Source organism: Brevibacterium sp. S22 (assembly GCF_004745485.1).
Classification (GTDB): Bacteria; Actinomycetota; Actinomycetes; order Actinomycetales; family Brevibacteriaceae; genus Brevibacterium.
Genome location: NZ_RHFG01000005.1, coordinates 1 through 17,183 on the forward strand (window position 1 = coordinate 1; position 17,183 = coordinate 17,183).

The 17,183-nt window shown below is 64.1% G+C and carries 15 protein-coding genes; 5 read left to right on the forward strand and 10 right to left on the reverse strand.

Going from position 1 to position 17,183, the window contains the following annotated elements; translation table 11 throughout:
- Nucleotides 1-203: 203 nt before the first annotated feature.
- The 3 genes from EB835_RS06605 to speB are packed head-to-tail and all read right to left on the reverse strand — an operon-like array spanning nucleotide 204 to nucleotide 4,505.
- Nucleotides 204-1,766 (reverse strand): sodium:solute symporter family protein, encoded by a 1,563-nt coding sequence (locus tag EB835_RS06605; protein ID WP_135808685.1) that lies wholly within the window; start codon nucleotides 1,764-1,766, stop codon nucleotides 204-206.
- Between the two features lie 24 nt (nucleotides 1,767-1,790).
- Nucleotides 1,791-3,494: a thiamine pyrophosphate-binding protein gene (locus EB835_RS06610; protein ID WP_135808686.1), complete on the reverse strand. Its 1,704-nt coding sequence runs from the start codon at nucleotides 3,492-3,494 to the stop codon at nucleotides 1,791-1,793.
- Nucleotides 3,495-4,505 (reverse strand): agmatinase, encoded by a 1,011-nt coding sequence (speB, locus tag EB835_RS06615; RefSeq protein ID WP_135808687.1) that lies wholly within the window; start codon nucleotides 4,503-4,505, stop codon nucleotides 3,495-3,497.
- Between the two features lie 145 nt (nucleotides 4,506-4,650).
- On the opposite strand from speB, the gene EB835_RS06620 reads away from it, so the two are divergent.
- Nucleotides 4,651-6,072 (forward strand): helix-turn-helix domain-containing protein, encoded by a 1,422-nt coding sequence (locus EB835_RS06620; RefSeq protein ID WP_135808688.1) that lies wholly within the window; start codon nucleotides 4,651-4,653, stop codon nucleotides 6,070-6,072.
- On the opposite strand, the gene EB835_RS06625 is transcribed toward EB835_RS06620, so the two are convergent.
- The 7 genes from EB835_RS06625 to EB835_RS06655 form a co-directional block, all read right to left on the reverse strand.
- The gene (locus EB835_RS06625) at nucleotides 6,069-7,238 is read right to left on the reverse strand and encodes a histidinol-phosphate transaminase (RefSeq protein ID WP_135808689.1); all 1,170 of its coding nucleotides are present in this window, start codon (nucleotides 7,236-7,238) and stop codon (nucleotides 6,069-6,071) included. The two genes, EB835_RS06620 and EB835_RS06625, sit on opposite strands and share 4 nt — an antisense overlap.
- A gap of 70 nt (nucleotides 7,239-7,308) precedes the next feature.
- Nucleotides 7,309-8,088, reverse strand: coding sequence for a hypothetical protein (locus tag EB835_RS06630; protein ID WP_135808690.1), 780 nt, complete (start codon nucleotides 8,086-8,088; stop codon nucleotides 7,309-7,311).
- Nucleotides 8,085-9,218, reverse strand: a complete 1,134-nt coding sequence (locus EB835_RS06635) for a vWA domain-containing protein (protein ID WP_135808691.1) — start codon at nucleotides 9,216-9,218, stop codon at nucleotides 8,085-8,087. The genes EB835_RS06630 and EB835_RS06635 overlap by 4 nt, the downstream gene beginning before the upstream one ends.
- Nucleotides 9,215-10,189, reverse strand: coding sequence for a vWA domain-containing protein (locus EB835_RS06640; RefSeq protein ID WP_135808692.1), 975 nt, complete (start codon nucleotides 10,187-10,189; stop codon nucleotides 9,215-9,217). The genes EB835_RS06635 and EB835_RS06640 overlap by 4 nt, the downstream gene beginning before the upstream one ends.
- Nucleotides 10,180-10,632, reverse strand: a complete 453-nt coding sequence (locus EB835_RS06645) for a hypothetical protein (protein WP_135808693.1) — start codon at nucleotides 10,630-10,632, stop codon at nucleotides 10,180-10,182. The genes EB835_RS06640 and EB835_RS06645 overlap by 10 nt, the downstream gene beginning before the upstream one ends.
- Nucleotides 10,619-11,503: a DUF58 domain-containing protein gene (locus EB835_RS06650; protein WP_135808694.1), complete on the reverse strand. Its 885-nt coding sequence runs from the start codon at nucleotides 11,501-11,503 to the stop codon at nucleotides 10,619-10,621. Before EB835_RS06650 ends, EB835_RS06645 begins: the two co-directional genes overlap by 14 nt.
- A gap of 12 nt (nucleotides 11,504-11,515) precedes the next feature.
- On the reverse strand, nucleotides 11,516-12,511 hold the full coding sequence (locus EB835_RS06655; protein ID WP_135808695.1) for an AAA family ATPase: 996 nt from the start codon (nucleotides 12,509-12,511) through the stop codon (nucleotides 11,516-11,518).
- A 749-nt stretch (nucleotides 12,512-13,260) separates the two neighbouring features.
- On the opposite strand from EB835_RS06655, the gene nrdH reads away from it, so the two are divergent.
- From nrdH to nrdF, 4 genes are all read left to right on the forward strand, one after another.
- Nucleotides 13,261-13,506 (forward strand): glutaredoxin-like protein NrdH, encoded by a 246-nt coding sequence (gene nrdH, locus EB835_RS06660; protein ID WP_025778731.1) that lies wholly within the window; start codon nucleotides 13,261-13,263, stop codon nucleotides 13,504-13,506.
- 2 nt (nucleotides 13,507-13,508) lie between these two features.
- The gene (nrdI, locus tag EB835_RS06665; RefSeq protein WP_135808696.1) at nucleotides 13,509-13,922 is read left to right on the forward strand and encodes a class Ib ribonucleoside-diphosphate reductase assembly flavoprotein NrdI; all 414 of its coding nucleotides are present in this window, start codon (nucleotides 13,509-13,511) and stop codon (nucleotides 13,920-13,922) included.
- Nucleotides 13,923-13,927: 5 nt separating this feature from the next.
- Nucleotides 13,928-16,054, forward strand: a complete 2,127-nt coding sequence (gene nrdE, locus EB835_RS06670) for a class 1b ribonucleoside-diphosphate reductase subunit alpha (RefSeq protein ID WP_240688615.1) — start codon at nucleotides 13,928-13,930, stop codon at nucleotides 16,052-16,054.
- Between the two features lie 143 nt (nucleotides 16,055-16,197).
- The gene (gene nrdF, locus EB835_RS06675) at nucleotides 16,198-17,169 is read left to right on the forward strand and encodes a class 1b ribonucleoside-diphosphate reductase subunit beta (RefSeq protein ID WP_135808698.1); all 972 of its coding nucleotides are present in this window, start codon (nucleotides 16,198-16,200) and stop codon (nucleotides 17,167-17,169) included.
- Nucleotides 17,170-17,183: the final 14 nt, after the last annotated feature.

Consider the following 17,183-nt stretch of genomic DNA (forward strand, 5'->3'; position numbering starts at 1 on the left):
ACCGCGCCGAGGGCTGTTTCGTTGACGACTATGTCGAGATCCCAACCGTCTGGGTGCCGGGACTTCGACGTCGCTGAGGTTTCCTGCAATTTCGGGTCCAGAACCGAAACCATTCGGCAACAGGCTCTCGAACTTGATGGCACGAACGGAAAGTGGCGATGATCCAGCGCCGCCCGGAGCTGCAGCGTCGCCCCGGCAGCCTGTCAGCGGCCCAGGCGTTCCTTCCAGGCGGCCATGACCTCGGGAGGGGTCGGTTTCGAAGCGAAGGACCCGACGAGGTACCCGACCAGTGAGGCGATGAGGCCCAGGTAGATGGCCGATTCGGCGTAGATGCCCGAGACGATCATGACGACCACGGTGGTCACGGCACCGAGGATCATGCCGGCCATCACGCCGACGATCGTTCCGCGCTTGAACACCAGACCGCCGAGGATCGGGATGAACAGGCCGGCGACCAGCAGGTTGTAGGCCACGGTGAGGGCCTCGACGACGCTGGGCATGAGCATTGCGAGCACCAGCGTGACGACACCGAGTCCGATGAGGTAGATGCGCGAATCGCGGATCTCATCGCCGGTCTCCCGGACGAGGGATCTCACCAGTGTGGATTTCGTCCCGGATTCGCTCGCCGAGGCGGCCCCCTCCGCACCGTCACCCGACCCTGCACCGCCGGTCGGGTCCGACCCGACACCCGCACCGTCGCCCGACCTGTCAGAGTCGACCGTCGTCACCGGGGCGACGTCCTTGCGTGCCAGCAGCGGTTCGACGATGTCCTGTCGGCACACGGTCGAGGCGGCCATGAGCGAGCCCGAAGCCGTCGACATCATCGCGGCCAGCGCCGCTGCGAGGACGATTCCGCCGAGCAGCGGAGACATCGACGCGTCGACGACGGCGACGAACACATCGTCCTGGATCTCGATGCCGGGCACGATCTTCGTCGCTGCCATGCCGATGAGCGCCCCGGCCACAGCATAGAGCAGGCAGTACACGCCGGCGGAGAACCCGCCCCAGCGGGCCACACCCGGACTGCGCGCGGTGAATACGCGCTGCCAGATGTCCTGGCCGATGAGCAGGCCGAGGGTGTAGATGAGGATGTAGCCGAGGATCGCCTGCCAGCCGATGCCCACCGGTGAGGTGTGCGTGTCAGGCAGCGAGGAGAACAGTTCGGAGATGCCTCCGGACTTCGACAGCACGACCGGCAGCATGATGAGGAAGATGCCGATCGTCTGGATGAAGAACTGCACGAAGTCCGTCAGCGTGATCGACCACATCCCGCCGAGCATCGAATAGAGGATGACGATGCCGCCGCCGATGAGCACCGACCACACCTTGTTGAGGTCGAACAGGGCATGGAAGACCGTGGCGTAGGCGACCGTCGACGTCGTCGAGATCATCAGACCGTAGGCGGTCATGATCGCTCCCGAGACGAACCTCGAGCCCTTCCCATAGCGGAGTTCGAGCATCTGCGAGACCGTGTAGATCTCGAGCTTCTGAATCTTCGGGGCGAAGAACAGCGAGAGCGCGATGATGCCCAGGCCGATCGACAGCACGAGCCACATTCCCGACAGGCCCGCCGTGTAGCCCAAGCCCACACCGCCGATCGTCGACGCGCCGCCGAGGACGACGGCCGACATCGTGCCGGTGTACAGCAGACCGCCGAGGCGTCGTCCGGCGACTAAGAAGTCCTCCTGGTTATGGGCCTTGAATCGGCCCCAGACTCCGAATCCCACCATGGCGGCGAGATAGATGATGACTACCAAAGAGTCCACAGCGACCCTCTCTGTTGGATCGGCTCAGTGGCCGACGGTGATGTGAATGACGGTGGGAACGGTGCGGTTGAGTGCCTCGGCGATGGCCGCGGGCAGGGCGGAGTCGATGTCCGCCTCGGCGATCGTCACCCCGACCCCGCCCATGGACTGACTGAGCTTCGCGAAGTCCGGACGGGCGAGCCGGACGGCGAAGGGTTCGATGTCGCGGTCGACCATCTGACCCTCGATCTCCGCATAGCCTCCGTTGTCGACGACGACGAAGGGGATGCCCAATCCCAGCTCGGCCGCGGTCATGAGCTCCTGGATGGAGAACATGGCCGCACCGTCGCCGAGGATGCACACGACCGGCCGCGCGGGATCGGCGAGCTTCGCCCCGAGTGCGGCGGGAATGCCGTAGCCCAGGGTCGCGAATCCGGGCATGTAGAGCAGCTGGTCGGGCGTGCTCGCTGTCAGCGCGTGCACCGTGCCGTCGTAGGTGACCTGCGAGGAGTCACCGGAGATGACGACGTTCGACCCCGCTCCCTCTGCGACGAGACGCGTGACCCTGGCCCCGATCGCATCGAAGTCGAAATCGGTGCCCCAGCTCTCGCGAATCCGGGCGACCCGATCGGCACCGGAAACCCTCGCCGAGGCGGCCGAGCCGTTCGCTCCAGACGTTTCCGTCCCTTCGTCGCCGGCCGAGGCGGCCATGTCCGGTGGTGACCCGAGCGCGCTCATGAGCGCGGTGAGGAACTCGGAGGCGTCCGCGCAGGCGAGGATGTCCCCGGGCAGATTCTTGTTCAGCTGGTCGGGGTCGATATCGCAGCGGATGACGGTCTGCCGGGCAGACTCATCCCGGACGCCGATGCTCGTCTGCGCACCGATGACTCCGCCCCACAGGTCGGAGTCGGCCAGTTCGGACCCGAGCACGATGAGCACGTCGGCAGCCGCTGATTCGGCCTGCACACTGGGGAAGCGCACATTCGACCCCAAAGACAGCGGATGCGTCTCAGCGACGATGCCCTTGCCGTTGGCTGTCGTCGCCAGGGGAACGTCGAGGGCTTCGATGAGTCTGGCAACCTCGGTGTGGGCGCTCCTGGCTCCGCCGCCGGCGATGACCATCGGACGCTTCGCCGAACGGATCACCTCGGCCGCACGGGCCACGATATGCTCATCGAGTCCGGGCCGGTGCCCTGAGAACGATGCCGGAACACTGCCGTTCCAGGCGCCCTCGAGCACGTCGAGGGGAACCTCGATGTGGACCGGTCCGGGGCGGGCGGAGTCGAACATGGCGAACGCCTCGGCGACGGCCTGCGCAGCACCTTCGGCGGTGCGGGTGCGCTGGGAGGACACGAGGAGGCGACCCACCGCCCCGGAGGAGTCCTTCGTCTCGTGCAGCATTCCGACGTCGGCGCGCTCGAACCCGGTGGGAACACCGGGGGAGAGGATGAGCATGGGACGGGACTCCGCATAGGCGGTCGCAGCGGCCGTGAGGACGTTCGTCAGCCCCGGCCCCGAGGTCGTGATGACGACCCCGGGCTTGCCGGAGACGAGGAAGTACCCGTCGGCACCGTAGCCAGCTCCCTGCTCGTGGCGGGGAGTCACGGCGCGGATCCCGAACTCCGGCAGGTGCCGGTAGAACTCGAGGTTATGGGTGCCGGGGATGCCGAAGATCGTATCGACACCATGGGCGGCCAGCGTCGCCACCACTGCACGGCCGCCGTTGCGGATGTTCTGATCGGTGCTCATTCAGATACCGAGGGCTTCGCCGGATGGACCGGAGGGAGTATTGACTCCGTTGTTCTCCGCCGCCCACAGGGACAGGATCTCGTAGCCGACATGGGCGGCGGCGAGTCCGGTGACTTCGGCATGGTCGTAGGCAGGGGCGACCTCGACGATCTCGGCGCCGACGATGTTGAGTCCTTGGAGCCCGCGGAGCGAGTTGAGCAGCTCACGGCTGGTCATTCCGCCGGCCTCGGGGGTTCCGGTGCCGGGGGCGGCCGCCGGGTCGAGGACATCGATGTCGACGGAGACGTAGACGGGAGCATCGCCGAGGCGTCTGCGCATCCGGGCGACGACGTCGGTCACGGAGGTGAACTGGTACTCGTCGCTGCGGATGACCTGGAAGCCGAGCACCTCATCGTCCTCGAGGTCTTTCTGACCGTAGAGCGGTCCGCGGATGCCGACGTGCATTGAGGCAGTCATATCGATGAGCCCCTCTTCGCTGGCGCGACGGAACGGGGTGCCGTGGGTGTAAGGGGCGCCGAAGTAGGTGTCCCAGGTGTCCAGGTGCGCATCGAAGTGGAGGACGGCGATCTTGCCGTGTGTCTTGTGCAGAGAGCGCAGGTTCGGCAGGGCCAGGGTATGGTCCCCGCCGAGGGTGAGCAGCTTGGCCCCGTCGGCGCGCAGGGCGTCGGCATTGGCTTCGACAGTGGCGATGGCCTCTTCGATGTCGAAGGGGTTGACGCCCAGGTCACCGCAGTCGGCGACCTGCTGCCACGTGAACGGGTGGACGTTCGTGGCCTGGTTGTAGGGTCGCAGCAGCTTCGAGGACTGACGGATGTGGGCAGGGCCGAAGCGGGCACCGGGACGGTAGCTGACGCCGGCGTCGAAGGGGACGCCGACGACCTTGACGTCGATCTTCTCACCGGGACGCTGGGCCTCGACTTCGTCGATGCGCGGCAGCAGTCCGAACGTCGGGGGCCCTGCGTAACGGGGTGTCTTGCTGTAGTCGGCTGGGCCGAGCGGCTGAGAAGTCACTGGCTTTCTCCTTCGTCGTGGCGGCTGATCCGACCCGGACGGGCCGGAGATCGTGTCCTCAGCCTAGGACGTGGCTCACACAACACCCATATCCAGAGTGGATCATTTGAAATCCTGGTTATCCAATGTGGATAGAATCGGATGCATGGTCACTCTGGATCAGATCTGGTCGCGCGCAGAGCTCGCGCTCGAGGTCATCGTCGATTCGCCGACCGCTGCGGAACAGGAGGTCACGATCGTCCATTCCTCGGAGCTGCCGGAGGTCGACGAATGGCTCGCCGGAGGTGAGGTGCTGCTGACGATCGGGGTCGGTCAGGACCTCGGCGGGGACACGGTGTGGGACTATGTGCGCCGTCTCAAGACTGTCGGCGTTCATGCATTGGGCATCGGTTTGGGCTCCGACCTGCCGTGGCAGCAGGTCCCGCCGAAGCTGAAGGCTGCTGCCGAGGAGGCGGGACTGGCTCTGTTCGGCGTGCCCGAACCCGTACCGTTCGTCGCCGTCGTCGACGCCTTCACCAGGATGCGTGAGGCCGAGACCAACCGGGAGCTGACCCGGGCGAGCAGCGCCGCTCGTCGTTTTGCGACCGCGCTGGCAGGCGAGGGCCCCGCGGCGCTGGTGGCCGATCTGGCCCAGACGCTGGAGGCGCCGGCCCGGTTCGTCTCTCCCACCGGCAGGGCGCTGAGCGGCGACGACGCCGAGGCAGATGTGCGTTCAGCGCTCATCGAGGAGACCTTGAAACCGACGACAGGGCCGCGCCTGATCCGCACCGGTTCGCGGATCGTCGAGGCCGTTCCGATCGGGGGTGATCATCCGCTCGGATGGATCCTCACCCCCGCCGAGGCGGCCGGATCTCCGAAGACGCGTGCCCTGCTGCTCTCGACCGCTTCGGCCCTGTTGGCGATGACGCTGACAGATCTGCCCGATCCCTCCGGTCGTTCACCGCTGTTCGACACCGACCTCGGTGACGATGCGGCGCGCGAGGAATGGGTCCGGGCGACGGGGCTGGCTCCGGTCGCGACGGTGGGGATGCACATCTTCGGCGGGGTCCGCGGGGACATCGCCGAACGCCTCATCGCCGATATCGTCGGTCGGAGTCTGCTCACCCGCAGCGGTTCGCTGCTCGGAGTCGTCGGCGCGCAGGAGTGCGGGCTCGATGAACTGGTGACGAAGGCCGCCGAAGCCGCCGGCGTGGATGTGCTTGCGGAGAAGCGGCTGCCGCTGCGGCAGCTCCACCACACGTGGATGCTCTGGCGGACTCAACACGAGTCGGAGGCCTCCGAGGTCAGGGCGCTGCTGTCGGCGGTCGATGAGGAGGCCGCCGACCGGTTCGTCGATCGGGTCCTCGGCGAACTCTTTCGGGCGCGCGGCGGTCAGGCGCTGCTGGAGACTCTGCGGGTCTTCATCGCCGCGTCCGGGGCACGGGAACGCATCGCCGCTGAGCTCGGCGTCCACCGGCATACGGTGCGGGCGCGGTTGGCGAAGATCGAGAAGCTGCTCGGCCGTGACCTCTCCCGCTCCGAAACCGTGCAGGCGGTGTCGCTGGCCCTCGAACTCGCTGAACTCTAACCGAAGTGTTCGGTCCGGAAGGCCTGCGCGATCCCGAGGACACGGTCGAGAGCTTCGGGTTCTCCGATGCTGATGCGCACACCGGCACCGAGGTTGCGCACCGCCACGGCCTGATCGACACAGGCATCTTCGAATGCTGAGGACTTCTCACCCAGCGGCAGCCACACATAGTTCGATTGAGCTTCGGGCACGTCCCATCCCTGCTGCCGCAGGGCATCGGCGAAGACGTCGCGTGCGTGCCCGATACGGGCAGCACGATCGAGCACTTCGTCCCAGTGGTTGAGGGATTCGAGTGCGGCGGCTTGGCTGAGGTCGGTGACGCCGAAGGGGATGACGGCTTTGAGGAGACCCTCGACGACCCGCGGGTGGGCGACGGCGTAGCCGACGCGCAGTCCGGCGAGTCCGTGCGCCTTCGAGAAGGTGCGCAGCAGAACGAGATTCGGATAGTCGCGGACAAGACTCAGACCGTCCACACGTCCGGGTGCAGTGGCGAACTCCCAATAGGCCTCGTCGAGGGCGACGAGGACATGGGCAGGCACCTGATCGAGGAAAGCCCGCACCTCGACATCGCGCAGCACCGGACCGGTCGGATTGTTCGGCGAGCACAGGATGATGAGGCTCGTGCGGTCTGTGATCGCCGCCGCCATCGCGTCGAGGTCGTGGCGCCCGTCCGCCGTCAGCGACACCTCGCGGCGCGTGGAACCGACGAGCCCGGTGGTCTGCGGATACATCTCGAACGACGGCCAAGGATAGATCGCCTCGGTGGTGGCATCCGAGGTGATCTGGGTCAGTGCGACGAGCAGTTCACTGGCACCGGTGGTGACGACGAGCTGATCGAGGCCGACACCGAGGCGGGCGGCCAACCCCTGGCGCAGCGCCAGCGCCGCATCGTCTGGGTAGAGGGCGGGGTTCGTCGCATGAGCGACCATGGTGTCGAGGACCGCCGGCAGGGGAGGCAGATAGTTCTCGTTCGAGGAGAGTTTGAATGACTCCAGACCCGCGACCCGGCGGGGAGGCTTGCCCGGAATATAGGGCGGGAATGTATCCAGAGCGGCCCGCAGACGCGGTGACGCCGCGGGATCGGGCCTCGCGGGGGAGGAAGAGCCGCCCACCGCAGGTGCGGCGGCATCGGGAACAGCAGAGTCTGCAGGGTCGGGGGAGTTCATGGACTCATGATGTCACAGGGGATCAGCGCTGCCGCCACTGACTGGAGAGATCAGGCGAACTCGATGGCGATCACCACGGCTTCTCCGGGGTCGACCGGCCGCCGTCGCCGCCGGGACCCTGCTGGCGCTGCTGTCGTTCGGAGTCTTCCCGGCGCTTCTCCAGTTCGTCACGTTTCTGCTCACGCTCGGACTTGCCCGAGGAATCGTCCGACTTCTCGTCTTCGCCCGGATCCTGGCTCTCTTCGCCGGACGACTCGTCGTCCCCGGAGTCCTGATCCTTCTCATCCTCTTCGGAATCGCTGTCGTCGGTTCCCTCTTCCTTGGCCTTCTCGCCCTGCTTCTTGTCCTCGACGCGCTCCTTCGCCTGGTTGCTCTTCTGCTTCTCTTCGCTCTTCTTCGGCTGGCACTCCTCGGGAGCGTCATCGAGGGTCTTCAACGAACGGTCGTAGAGTTCCTGTGACTGATCGGGGTCCTGTGAGGCGATCTCATCTGCCTGCTTCTCATAGACATAGGACAGATTGATCCGCACCGCACATTCGGCCGAGGTCGGAGCGATCTCCAAAGCGGCTTCGAGATCGGTTTGGGCTGCATCGAAATCGCCGACGGCCGCCTCGGCGGTGCCGCGATTGAAATAGCCGATATGGCGTTGGATCGGGCTGACCCGAAGGAACGCCGTCGCCGCCTTCTTCGCTCCGGGAAAGTCATTCGAGGTGTATCGGACCTGCGAGGCGGTTCCGAAATAGGTGGCCATCGCGATATAGCCGAACAGCAGGGCGAAGATCATGCCGAGGATGAGGTTGATCTTCGTGATCCGGCGCAGACGCGACCACAGATTCTTCACGCGGTTCATCGCGGACCTCCCTGTCGGCTGGGCACAGGCGGGTAGGGAACCGGGCCGCCGGGACCAGGCGGGCCGCCTCGGCGAGGGCGCTTCGGGGTGATCGCCTTGAGGCGAAGATATTCGCGGACTCCGAAGACGAGTTCCACGGCGATCCACGCGAAGACGAGGATGAGAGGGACCCAATAGTATTCGTCGACGGTGACCCGACCGTCCTTCTTCACCAGGGCCTGATCGTATTTCGGAGCGGTGTAGACGCTGGAGATCGCACCATCTCCGTCGCGGTGGTGGTAGTCGACGCCGAGGTCCGAGGCGATCCGGCGCAGATTGCCCTCATCGATCTTCGAGACCCCCGGATTGCCGTTGCGGTCCTGGATGTATTCGTCTGGCGCCTGATCGTCGCTGGGATCGTCGGGGTCACCGAGGCCGGGAGCATTGCCGGGATCACCGACACCGGATCCGTAGCCGAACGGCTGTCGGTCGCGCATCTTCCCGCCTTCTTCGGTGCCGTAGCCGAATACGGCTCCGCTGTCGATGCGGGAGGCGAAGGACGACCACGAATCCGGTGTCTCCGATACGGTCTGCTCACCGTCGCCGAAGTAGAAGACGACGTTCTTGTTGTCCGGACGGTCCTCATCGTTGGAGGTCATCCGCTTTTCGAGCTCCTCACCGGCCTCGGTGATCGAAGACCCCTTGGAGTTCAGCGACGACTCGGGGTCGAGGACGTCGACGGCGGAGGCGAAAGCGGCATGATCGGTCGTCAGCGGCATCACGGTGGCCGCGGTCGAGGCGAAGGTGATGATGCTCAGCCGGGTGCCGGGGAAGGCATCAGCGAGTTCGAGCATATCCTCCTTGACCCCTTCGAGGCGCGGCTCGTCCCCGTCGAAGTCCTCGGCGGCCATCGATGTCGTCACGTCGACGACGAAGTACACATCGGCACGCGCCTCGTACTCCTCGGTCGACGATTTGATCGGGATGCCCGGGCGAGCCAGTGCGACAGCGAGCACGGCGACGACACCCATCCGGGCGAACCACTTCCAGCGCGCTCCGTCGCCGCGGATCGCCGGGATGATGCACACGGTGAGCAGGGCGAGGACGACGAAGCCCCAGCCGAACCAGGAGAAGACGGGATCGAAGATCATGATTTCGTCCTCCATGCCAGCACGAAGACCCCGGCGAGTCCGAAGACGGCGAGTCCGAGAGGGATCACCGGCATATCGTGGACGATCGTGTACGAACGACCGGGAGTGTTCGCCGCTTCCTGGCTCTGGATCTCTTCGACGATGCGGTCGATCGTCGAGGCCGAGCCCATGTCGAACTGTTCGCCGCCGGTGCGGTCGGACACGGAACGCAGCTCCTTCGTCTGGGTGGTCGTCAGCACCGAGGGAGGGGAGAGGCTGTAGACGCGGACGTTCGCATCGACGGCGATGTCGGCGGCCTCGTTGAGTTCGAACAGCGGATCACCGGCGAGCATGTTGTCGGTGGCGAAGATGATCGACCGTGACCGCTCCTCGTCTTTCCGGTCGAAGTTGTCGACGCAGCTGACGAGCCCGTCGCCGATGAGGGAGGAGCCGCCGATGTTCGGAGGTGAGGTCGACCACGAGTAGTCGGTGCCCTCGGCACCCCAGGTGCGGAACCCGTCCTCGGCCTCGGCGAGGAAGTTCTGGACCATGTCATAGTCGTCGGTGAGCGGGAACGCGGAGACCGCGGTGGAATTGAACACGGTCAGGCCGATGCGTTCGCCGTCGAAGCGGTCGACGAGCTCCTGATAGGACTCGAGCAGATCGGCATCGTAGCCGAGCATCGACCCGGACACGTCGAGGCAGAGCATGACATCGCGCATCTTCCGCTCCGGGTTGACCGTCTCGACCCAGGCCGGGCGCGCGATCCCCGCGAGTGCCGAAAGCCCGGTGAGCACGACGACGCCGAGGAGGGCGACCGTGGTGACCAGCCGTCTGCGCATGGCCCGACGGAAACTCGGCAGGCTGGTCATGCGCCCGCTGTGGGCCACGGCCAACGAGGACTCCGTCGACTTCGGCCGGCGGAAGAAGAACACTGCGGCTGCGGCGAGGGCCAGGAGGATGAGCGCCAGCCACCAGAACATCAGGACCATCGCGCCACCAACTTCCGGGCCTCGGCGATCTGCGGCTGCAGACCGGCCGGTTCGGCTTCGGCGAACTCCGCCTCATAGAGGCCGAGCAGGCAGTCCGCGAGGTCGTCGAGACCGGCGACGGACGCATCCCGGTAAGTCAGATGCTCGGCTTTGACGCCCCATGCGTCATGGGCGAATTCCCGCACGATCTTCGCCAGCTGACGTGCCGACTCGCGCACGTCCGCCGACTCCGTGCTCAAACCGGTCTCCACTGCACTGATGCGCGAGAGGTAGGTGCTGCGCACGGGAATCGGGATGCGCGGCCCAGCCGACGCGGTGGCTCCGGCCGCCGCGCGGAAGAGCGGGGCGAAGAAGTTCCCGAGCACCAGCAGCAGCACAAGGCAGGCTGCCGCGTACCACGCCGGTGAGACCTCCAGAGGTCCGATCAGCTCAGCGGGGCCCACGGCGATGCCTCAGCAGAAGAGTGTGGAGCCGGCCGAGGGCCGACTTCGGATGATCGATTTCGATATGGGCGATGCCCAGCTTCGCGAGAAGGTCGATGCGCTGCTGACGGCGCGCCGCCTCGGCGAGGGCGAATTCCTGTCTGACTTCGGGTTTCGCCATCACCGAGGCGGGCAGACCGTGTTCGGGTCGGGCGACGTCGAACGGCGCTGAGGCGGCCGGCAGTCCGGCGAGGTCCGCGTCGGTGATCGTGATCCACAGGACCTCGTGTTGGGCGCGCAGCCGACGGATCGTCGCTTCGGCCTCCGGCCCCAGCGGAGCCTGATCGGAGATGACGACCAGCAGCATCCGATGGGTGATGTGGCTGGTGATCCACTGCAGTTGGGTGTTGATCGATCCGGGGGAAGCGTTGCCGGTTTCGGCGAGGATCTGCTGCAGGAGGTGTTCGAGGTGGGCTTCGCTGCCCTTCCGCGGGGATGCGGTGGTGTGGTCGGCATGGCCGTGGATGAGCATCACGTCGTCGGCATGCCGGACGGCGAGGTAGCCGACCATCCCGGCCATGAGAATGGCCAGGTGGCGTTTGTCGGCTCCGGCGGAGGTGACGGCGTCGAAGTTCCGGGAGGTGTCGACGACGAGTCCGAGGATGTGCCGTCGGTGAGCGACATAGCGTTTGACCAGTGGTTCCGTGTGTCTGGCGGTGGCTTTCCAGTCGATGTCGCGGATCTCGTCACCGGGGATGTAGTCGCGCAGGTCGTCGAAGTCGAGGCTGTGGCCATGGAAGACAGAGGAGTAGTCGCCGTCGAGCAGACGCCGGGTCCGCCGGTGGGCGTGGATGGTCATCCGCGCCTTGATGCGATTGAGCAGGACAGTCATCGGTATCGCCGCTCAGGGGGTGGGCACGGCCATGAGGAGGGCATCGACGATCTGGGCGCTCGTGATGTTCTCGGCGGCGGCTTCGAAGCCGAGCTGGATGCGGTGAGCCAGCACTCGGTGGGCGAGGTCCTTGATGTCTTCGGGGATGACGTAGTTGCGGCCGCGGATCATCGCCAGTGCCCGTCCGGCGTTCGTGAAGGCGATGGAGGCACGCGGGCTGGCGCCGTATTCGATGAACGGGGCGAATCGTCCGAGGTACTTCGCGGTATTGCGGGTGGCGTGGACGAGCTCGACGAGGTAGCGGGTGATGGCCGGGTCGATGTAGACGGTGCGGGCATAGCTCTGCATGGTCACGACATCGTCGAGTGAGCAGGCCGGATCGGGCACCGAATCCTTGTCGAAGACTCCGGAGTCGAGGCGGGAGAGGATCTCGACCTCTTCGCCGGGACTCGGATGGGTGAGCAGGTCCTTGATCATGAACCGGTCGAGCTGAGCTTCGGGAAGCTGGTAGGTGCCTTCCTGCTCGATCGGGTTCTGTGTGGCCATGACGAGGAAGGGACGAGGGAGTTCGAACCGTTTGCCGCCGATGGTCGTCTGCTTCTCCTGCATGGCTTCGAGCATCGCCGACTGGGTCTTCGCTGATGACCGGTTGATCTCGTCGAGGAGGACGATGTTCGCATGCACCGGACCGAGAACGGTATTGAACGAACCTTCGTGCGCATTGTAGATCTGCGAGCCGATGATGTCGGCCGGCAGCAGATCCGGGGTGCACTGGATGCGCGAGAACTTTCCGTCCACGGCATTGGCCAGGGCGGCAGCCGCCGTGGTCTTCGCCAGGCCCGGCACGCTCTCCAACAGCAGGTGACCGCTGGAGAGGAGCCCGATGAGCAGAGACTCGCGCAGCCGCTGCTGCCCGACGACGAAATGGTCGAGATAGGACTCGAGGGCCTTGAGGATCGTCTGTGCGTGCGCGATCTCCTGCGTGTTCGCCGGTGCGGTTGCCGTCATGGTTCCTCAGCCTCTCGGTGTCACTGTGATCGTTCGAACACGCAGTTGTGGTGCATGCGTGTGGTCTCCAGCATATTGGCTGGCTCTGACATGGAACAGCCGACGACGTTGCAGTGCTGACACACCCGCCGCCTCGTCCCGCCTTCGACGCTTCGCCACCCGCCATTCACGGCGGAGACATCTCATGTCAGGACCGAGCTGTAGCGTCGTTAGGACCAGCAGAGGAATGGAGGGAGGCAGCGAAGAGAAACCCCGGCCTCATCCGGAGAAGACCACCATCACCGAGGCGGCCGACCGCGGCTCGCACCGCGGCAGAGCGGCGATGTGATGATCGCCTCCGTCTCGACGTGACCGGCACCGCACGAAGAGGTTCGGAATCGTCGATCGATGGTTCCGCGACATGCCCACAGGCAAAATTTTTTCCTGTGGAAAGCGGTGGAAAACGATGCTGAGGAATGGGCCGAAAATCGGCTCGAAAGCCGTCGAGGTCAGTGTCCGCGCAGGTGATCGAACTACATGCGTGTCGTTCGCTGCCTGTGGACGATTGTGGACGGTGAAGACACAGGCTGTGGAACCTTCGAATGACACTGGTGTAACACTGGATATAGGGGTAAGGTCTAACCCGAACACAACATCTAGTGGTCATCCCTGAGCCTGCGTCTCGTGATCTTCATCATGATCGAGCAGTTGACGGGACACGGTCACAGCCATCAGAATGCCGAACTGCACAGCAGAATGAAGGAGTCGTCATGATCACCGTGTACACCAAGCCGGCTTGCGTCCAGTGCAACGCCACCTACCGCGCGCTCGACGCCAAGGGCCTGAAGTACAAGTCGGTCGATCTCAGCGTCGACGAGAACGCCCTCGACGTCGTCAAGGCCATGGGCTACATGCAGGCTCCCGTCGTCGTCACCGACAACGACCACTGGTCGGGCTTCCGTCCGGACAAGATCGCCACCCTGACCGGCGAGCAGTCAGCTTCTGTCGTGGCCTGACAATGCTGCTGGTCTACTTCTCTGCCAACTCCGAGTACACGCACCGCTTCGTCGGCAAGCTGCGTCACCCGGCAGTGCGGTTGCCGACGTTGACCAAGGAGCCGACGCTGCGAGTGGATGAACCATTCGTTCTCGTCACCCCCACCTATGGGGCCGGTCGCAATCGCGGGGCTGTTCCCAAACAAGTCATCAAATTCCTCAATGTCGAAGAGAACCGGCGCCATCTGGTCGGTGTCATCGGTGCCGGAAACACGAACTTCGGCGAGGACTATTGCCGCGCGGCTTTCAAGGTCGCGGCAAAGTGCCAAGTACCCCTCATGTATCGAGTCGAACTCCTGGGCACCCAGGAGGATGTCGACGCTGTTAACCAAGGATTGGACAAACTGTGCGCGAGCTCGCTGAAGACCGCAATGTAGAGGACATCATCCGCGAAGAGACGGATCTGGATTACCACGCGCTCAACGCGATGCTGAACTTGTACGACGAGGACGGCAGGATCCAGTTCGAGCGCGATAAACAGGCTGCTCGGCAGTACTTCCTGCAGCACGTGAACAACAACACCGTCTTCTTCCACAACCTCAAGGAGAAGCTCGACTACCTCGTCGAGAAGGACTACTACGAGCCCGAGGTCCTTGAGCAGTACTCCTTCGAGTTCATCGAGGGGCTGTCGAAGCGCGCCTACGATCAGAAGTTCCGCTTCCAGACCTTCCTCGGCGCCTTCAAGTTCTACACCTCCTATACGCTCAAGACCTTCGACGGAAAGCGTTACCTCGAACGCTTCGAGGACCGCGTCGTCATGGTCGCTCTCTTCCTGGCTCGCGGGGACGAGACGCTGGCCGTGCAGCTCGTCGACGAGATCATCTCCGGTCGTTTCCAGCCGGCCACCCCGACGTTCCTCAACGCCGGCAAGAAGCAGCGCGGCGAGCTCGTCTCCTGCTTCCTGCTGCGCATCGAAGACAATATGGAGTCGATCGGCCGCTCCATCAACTCCGCTCTGCAGCTGTCCAAGCGCGGCGGCGGTGTGGCCTTCGCTCTGACGAACATCCGCGAGTCCGGTGCCCCGATCAAGAAGATCGAGAACCAGTCCTCCGGCGTCATCCCTGTGATGAAGCTGCTTGAGGATTCGTTCTCCTACGCGAATCAGCTCGGAGCCCGTCAGGGTGCCGGTGCCGTGTACCTGCACGCCCACCACCCCGACATCTACAACTTCCTCGACACCAAGCGCGAGAACGCCGATGAGAAGATCCGGATCAAGACTCTTTCGCTGGGCGTCGTGATCCCGGACATCACCTTCGATCTGGCCAAGCGCAACGAGGACATGTACCTCTTCAGCCCCTACGACGTCGAACGCGTCTACGGTGTGCCCTTCTCCGATATCAACGTCACCGAGAAGTACACCGAGCTCGTCGACAACGCGGCGATCAAGAAGAAGAAGATCAATGCCCGCGAGTTCTTCCAGACTCTGGCCGAGATCCAGTTCGAGTCCGGCTATCCGTATGTGATGTTCGAGGACACCGTCAACAAGGCGAATCCGATCGACGGCAAGATCATCATGTCGAACCTGTGCTCGGAGATCCTCCAGGTCTCCGAACCCAGCAAGTACGACGATGACCTCGGCTATGACGAGATCGGCAAGGACATCTCCTGCAACCTCGGTTCGCTCAATATCGCTCTGACGATGGACTCGAACAACTTCGGTCAGACCATCGAAACTGCGATCCGCGGACTCACCGCCGTCGCCGAGACCTCGAACATCCAGTCCGTGCCTTCGATCGCACGCGGCAACGACATGTCGCATGCCATCGGCCTGGGACAGATGAACCTCCACGGCTACCTGGCTCGCGAGCACATCTACTACGGCTCCGATGAGGGCCTGGACTTCACGAACATGTACTTCTACACCGTCGCCTACCACTGTGTGCGGGCGTCGATGGAGATCGCGAAGGAGCGCGGTGAGACCTTCGCCGGCTTCGAGCGGTCGAAGTACGCCTCGGGCGAATACTTCGACAAGTACACCGACGAGGTCTGGCAGCCGCGGACTGCACGTGTGTCCGAACTGTTCTCCGAAGCGGACGTGCACATCCCTACGCAGGACGACTGGCGCGAGCTCAAGGCTCAAGTGGCCGAGCACGGCATCTACAACCAGAACCTCCAGGCCGTGCCGCCGACCGGTTCGATCTCGTACATCAACAACTCGACCTCGTCGATCCACCCGGTGGCCTCGAAGATCGAAATCCGCAAGGAGGGCAAGGTCGGTCGTGTGTACTACCCGGCTCCCTTCATGGACAACGACAACCTCGAGTACTACCAGGATGCCTACGAGATCGGCTACGAGAAGATCATCGATACATACGCCGAGGCTACGAAGCACGTGGATCAGGGTCTGTCGCTGACTCTGTTCTTCATGGACACCGCCACCACACGTGACATCAACAAGGCGCAGATCTACGCCTGGCGCAAGGGAATCAAGACCATCTACTACATCCGGCTCCGGCAGCTCGCGCTGCAGGGCACGGAGGTCGAAGGCTGCGTTTCCTGCATGCTCTGATCAATGGAGTCGGCGGACCGATGTGAATCGGTCCGCCGGCTTCGTGCGGGCCCCCTGCTGACTGGGCCTGCACAGATGATTTTCGTCTGCTGTGCAGACGACTCGTACTCACGACGAACAACACTTTGGGAAGAGAGAAAGCGTTGGAGAATCTGACTCTGGCATCGCATGTCGACGCCATCAACTGGAACCGCGTCGTCGATCCGATCGATGATGAGGTCTGGGATCGCCTGACCGGCAACTTCTGGCTGCCGGAGAAGGTCCCGCTGAGCAACGACATCCAGTCCTGGGCGACTCTGACCGACGATGAGAAGACACTGACGATGCGCGTCTTCACCGGTCTGACCCTGCTCGACACGATCCAGGGCACCGTCGGCGCGATCTCGCTCATCCCAGATGCGGTGACCCCGCACGAAGAGGCCGTGCTGACGAACATCGCGTTCATGGAGAGCGTGCACGCGAAGTCGTACTCCTCGATCTTCTCGACTCTGTGCTCGACGAAGGAGATCGACGAGGCCTTCCGCTGGTCGCGTGAGAACAAATACCTGCAGTCCAAGGCCGATATCATCCTCAGCTACTACCGGGGTGACGATCCGCTCAAGCGCAAGGTCGCTTCGACGCTGCTCGAGTCGTTCCTCTTCTACTCCGGCTTCTACCTGCCCATGTACTGGTCGGCACACGCCAAACTGACGAACACCGCTGACCTCATCCGTCTGATCATCCGCGACGAGGCTGTGCACGGCTACTACATCGGCTACAAGTATCAGAGGAGCCTGGAGTCGCAGTCCGAGGAGCGCAAGCAGGAGCTCAAGGACTACACGATGAACCTCCTCTTCGAGCTCTACGAGAACGAGGTCGCCTACACTCACGACATCTACGATCCGGTGGGGCTGTCCGAGGACTGCAAGATGTTCCTCCACTACAACGCCAACAAGGCGCTGATGAACCTCGGCTACGAAGCGATGTTCCCCAAGGAGGTCACGAAGGTCAATCCGGCCATCCTTGCGGCTCTCTCACCCGGCAGCGATGAGAACCACGACTTCTTCTCCGGTTCGGGATCGTCCTACGTCATCGGCAAGGCCGAGAACACCGAGGACGACGACTGGGACTTCTGAAGCCCAGGGCTCGA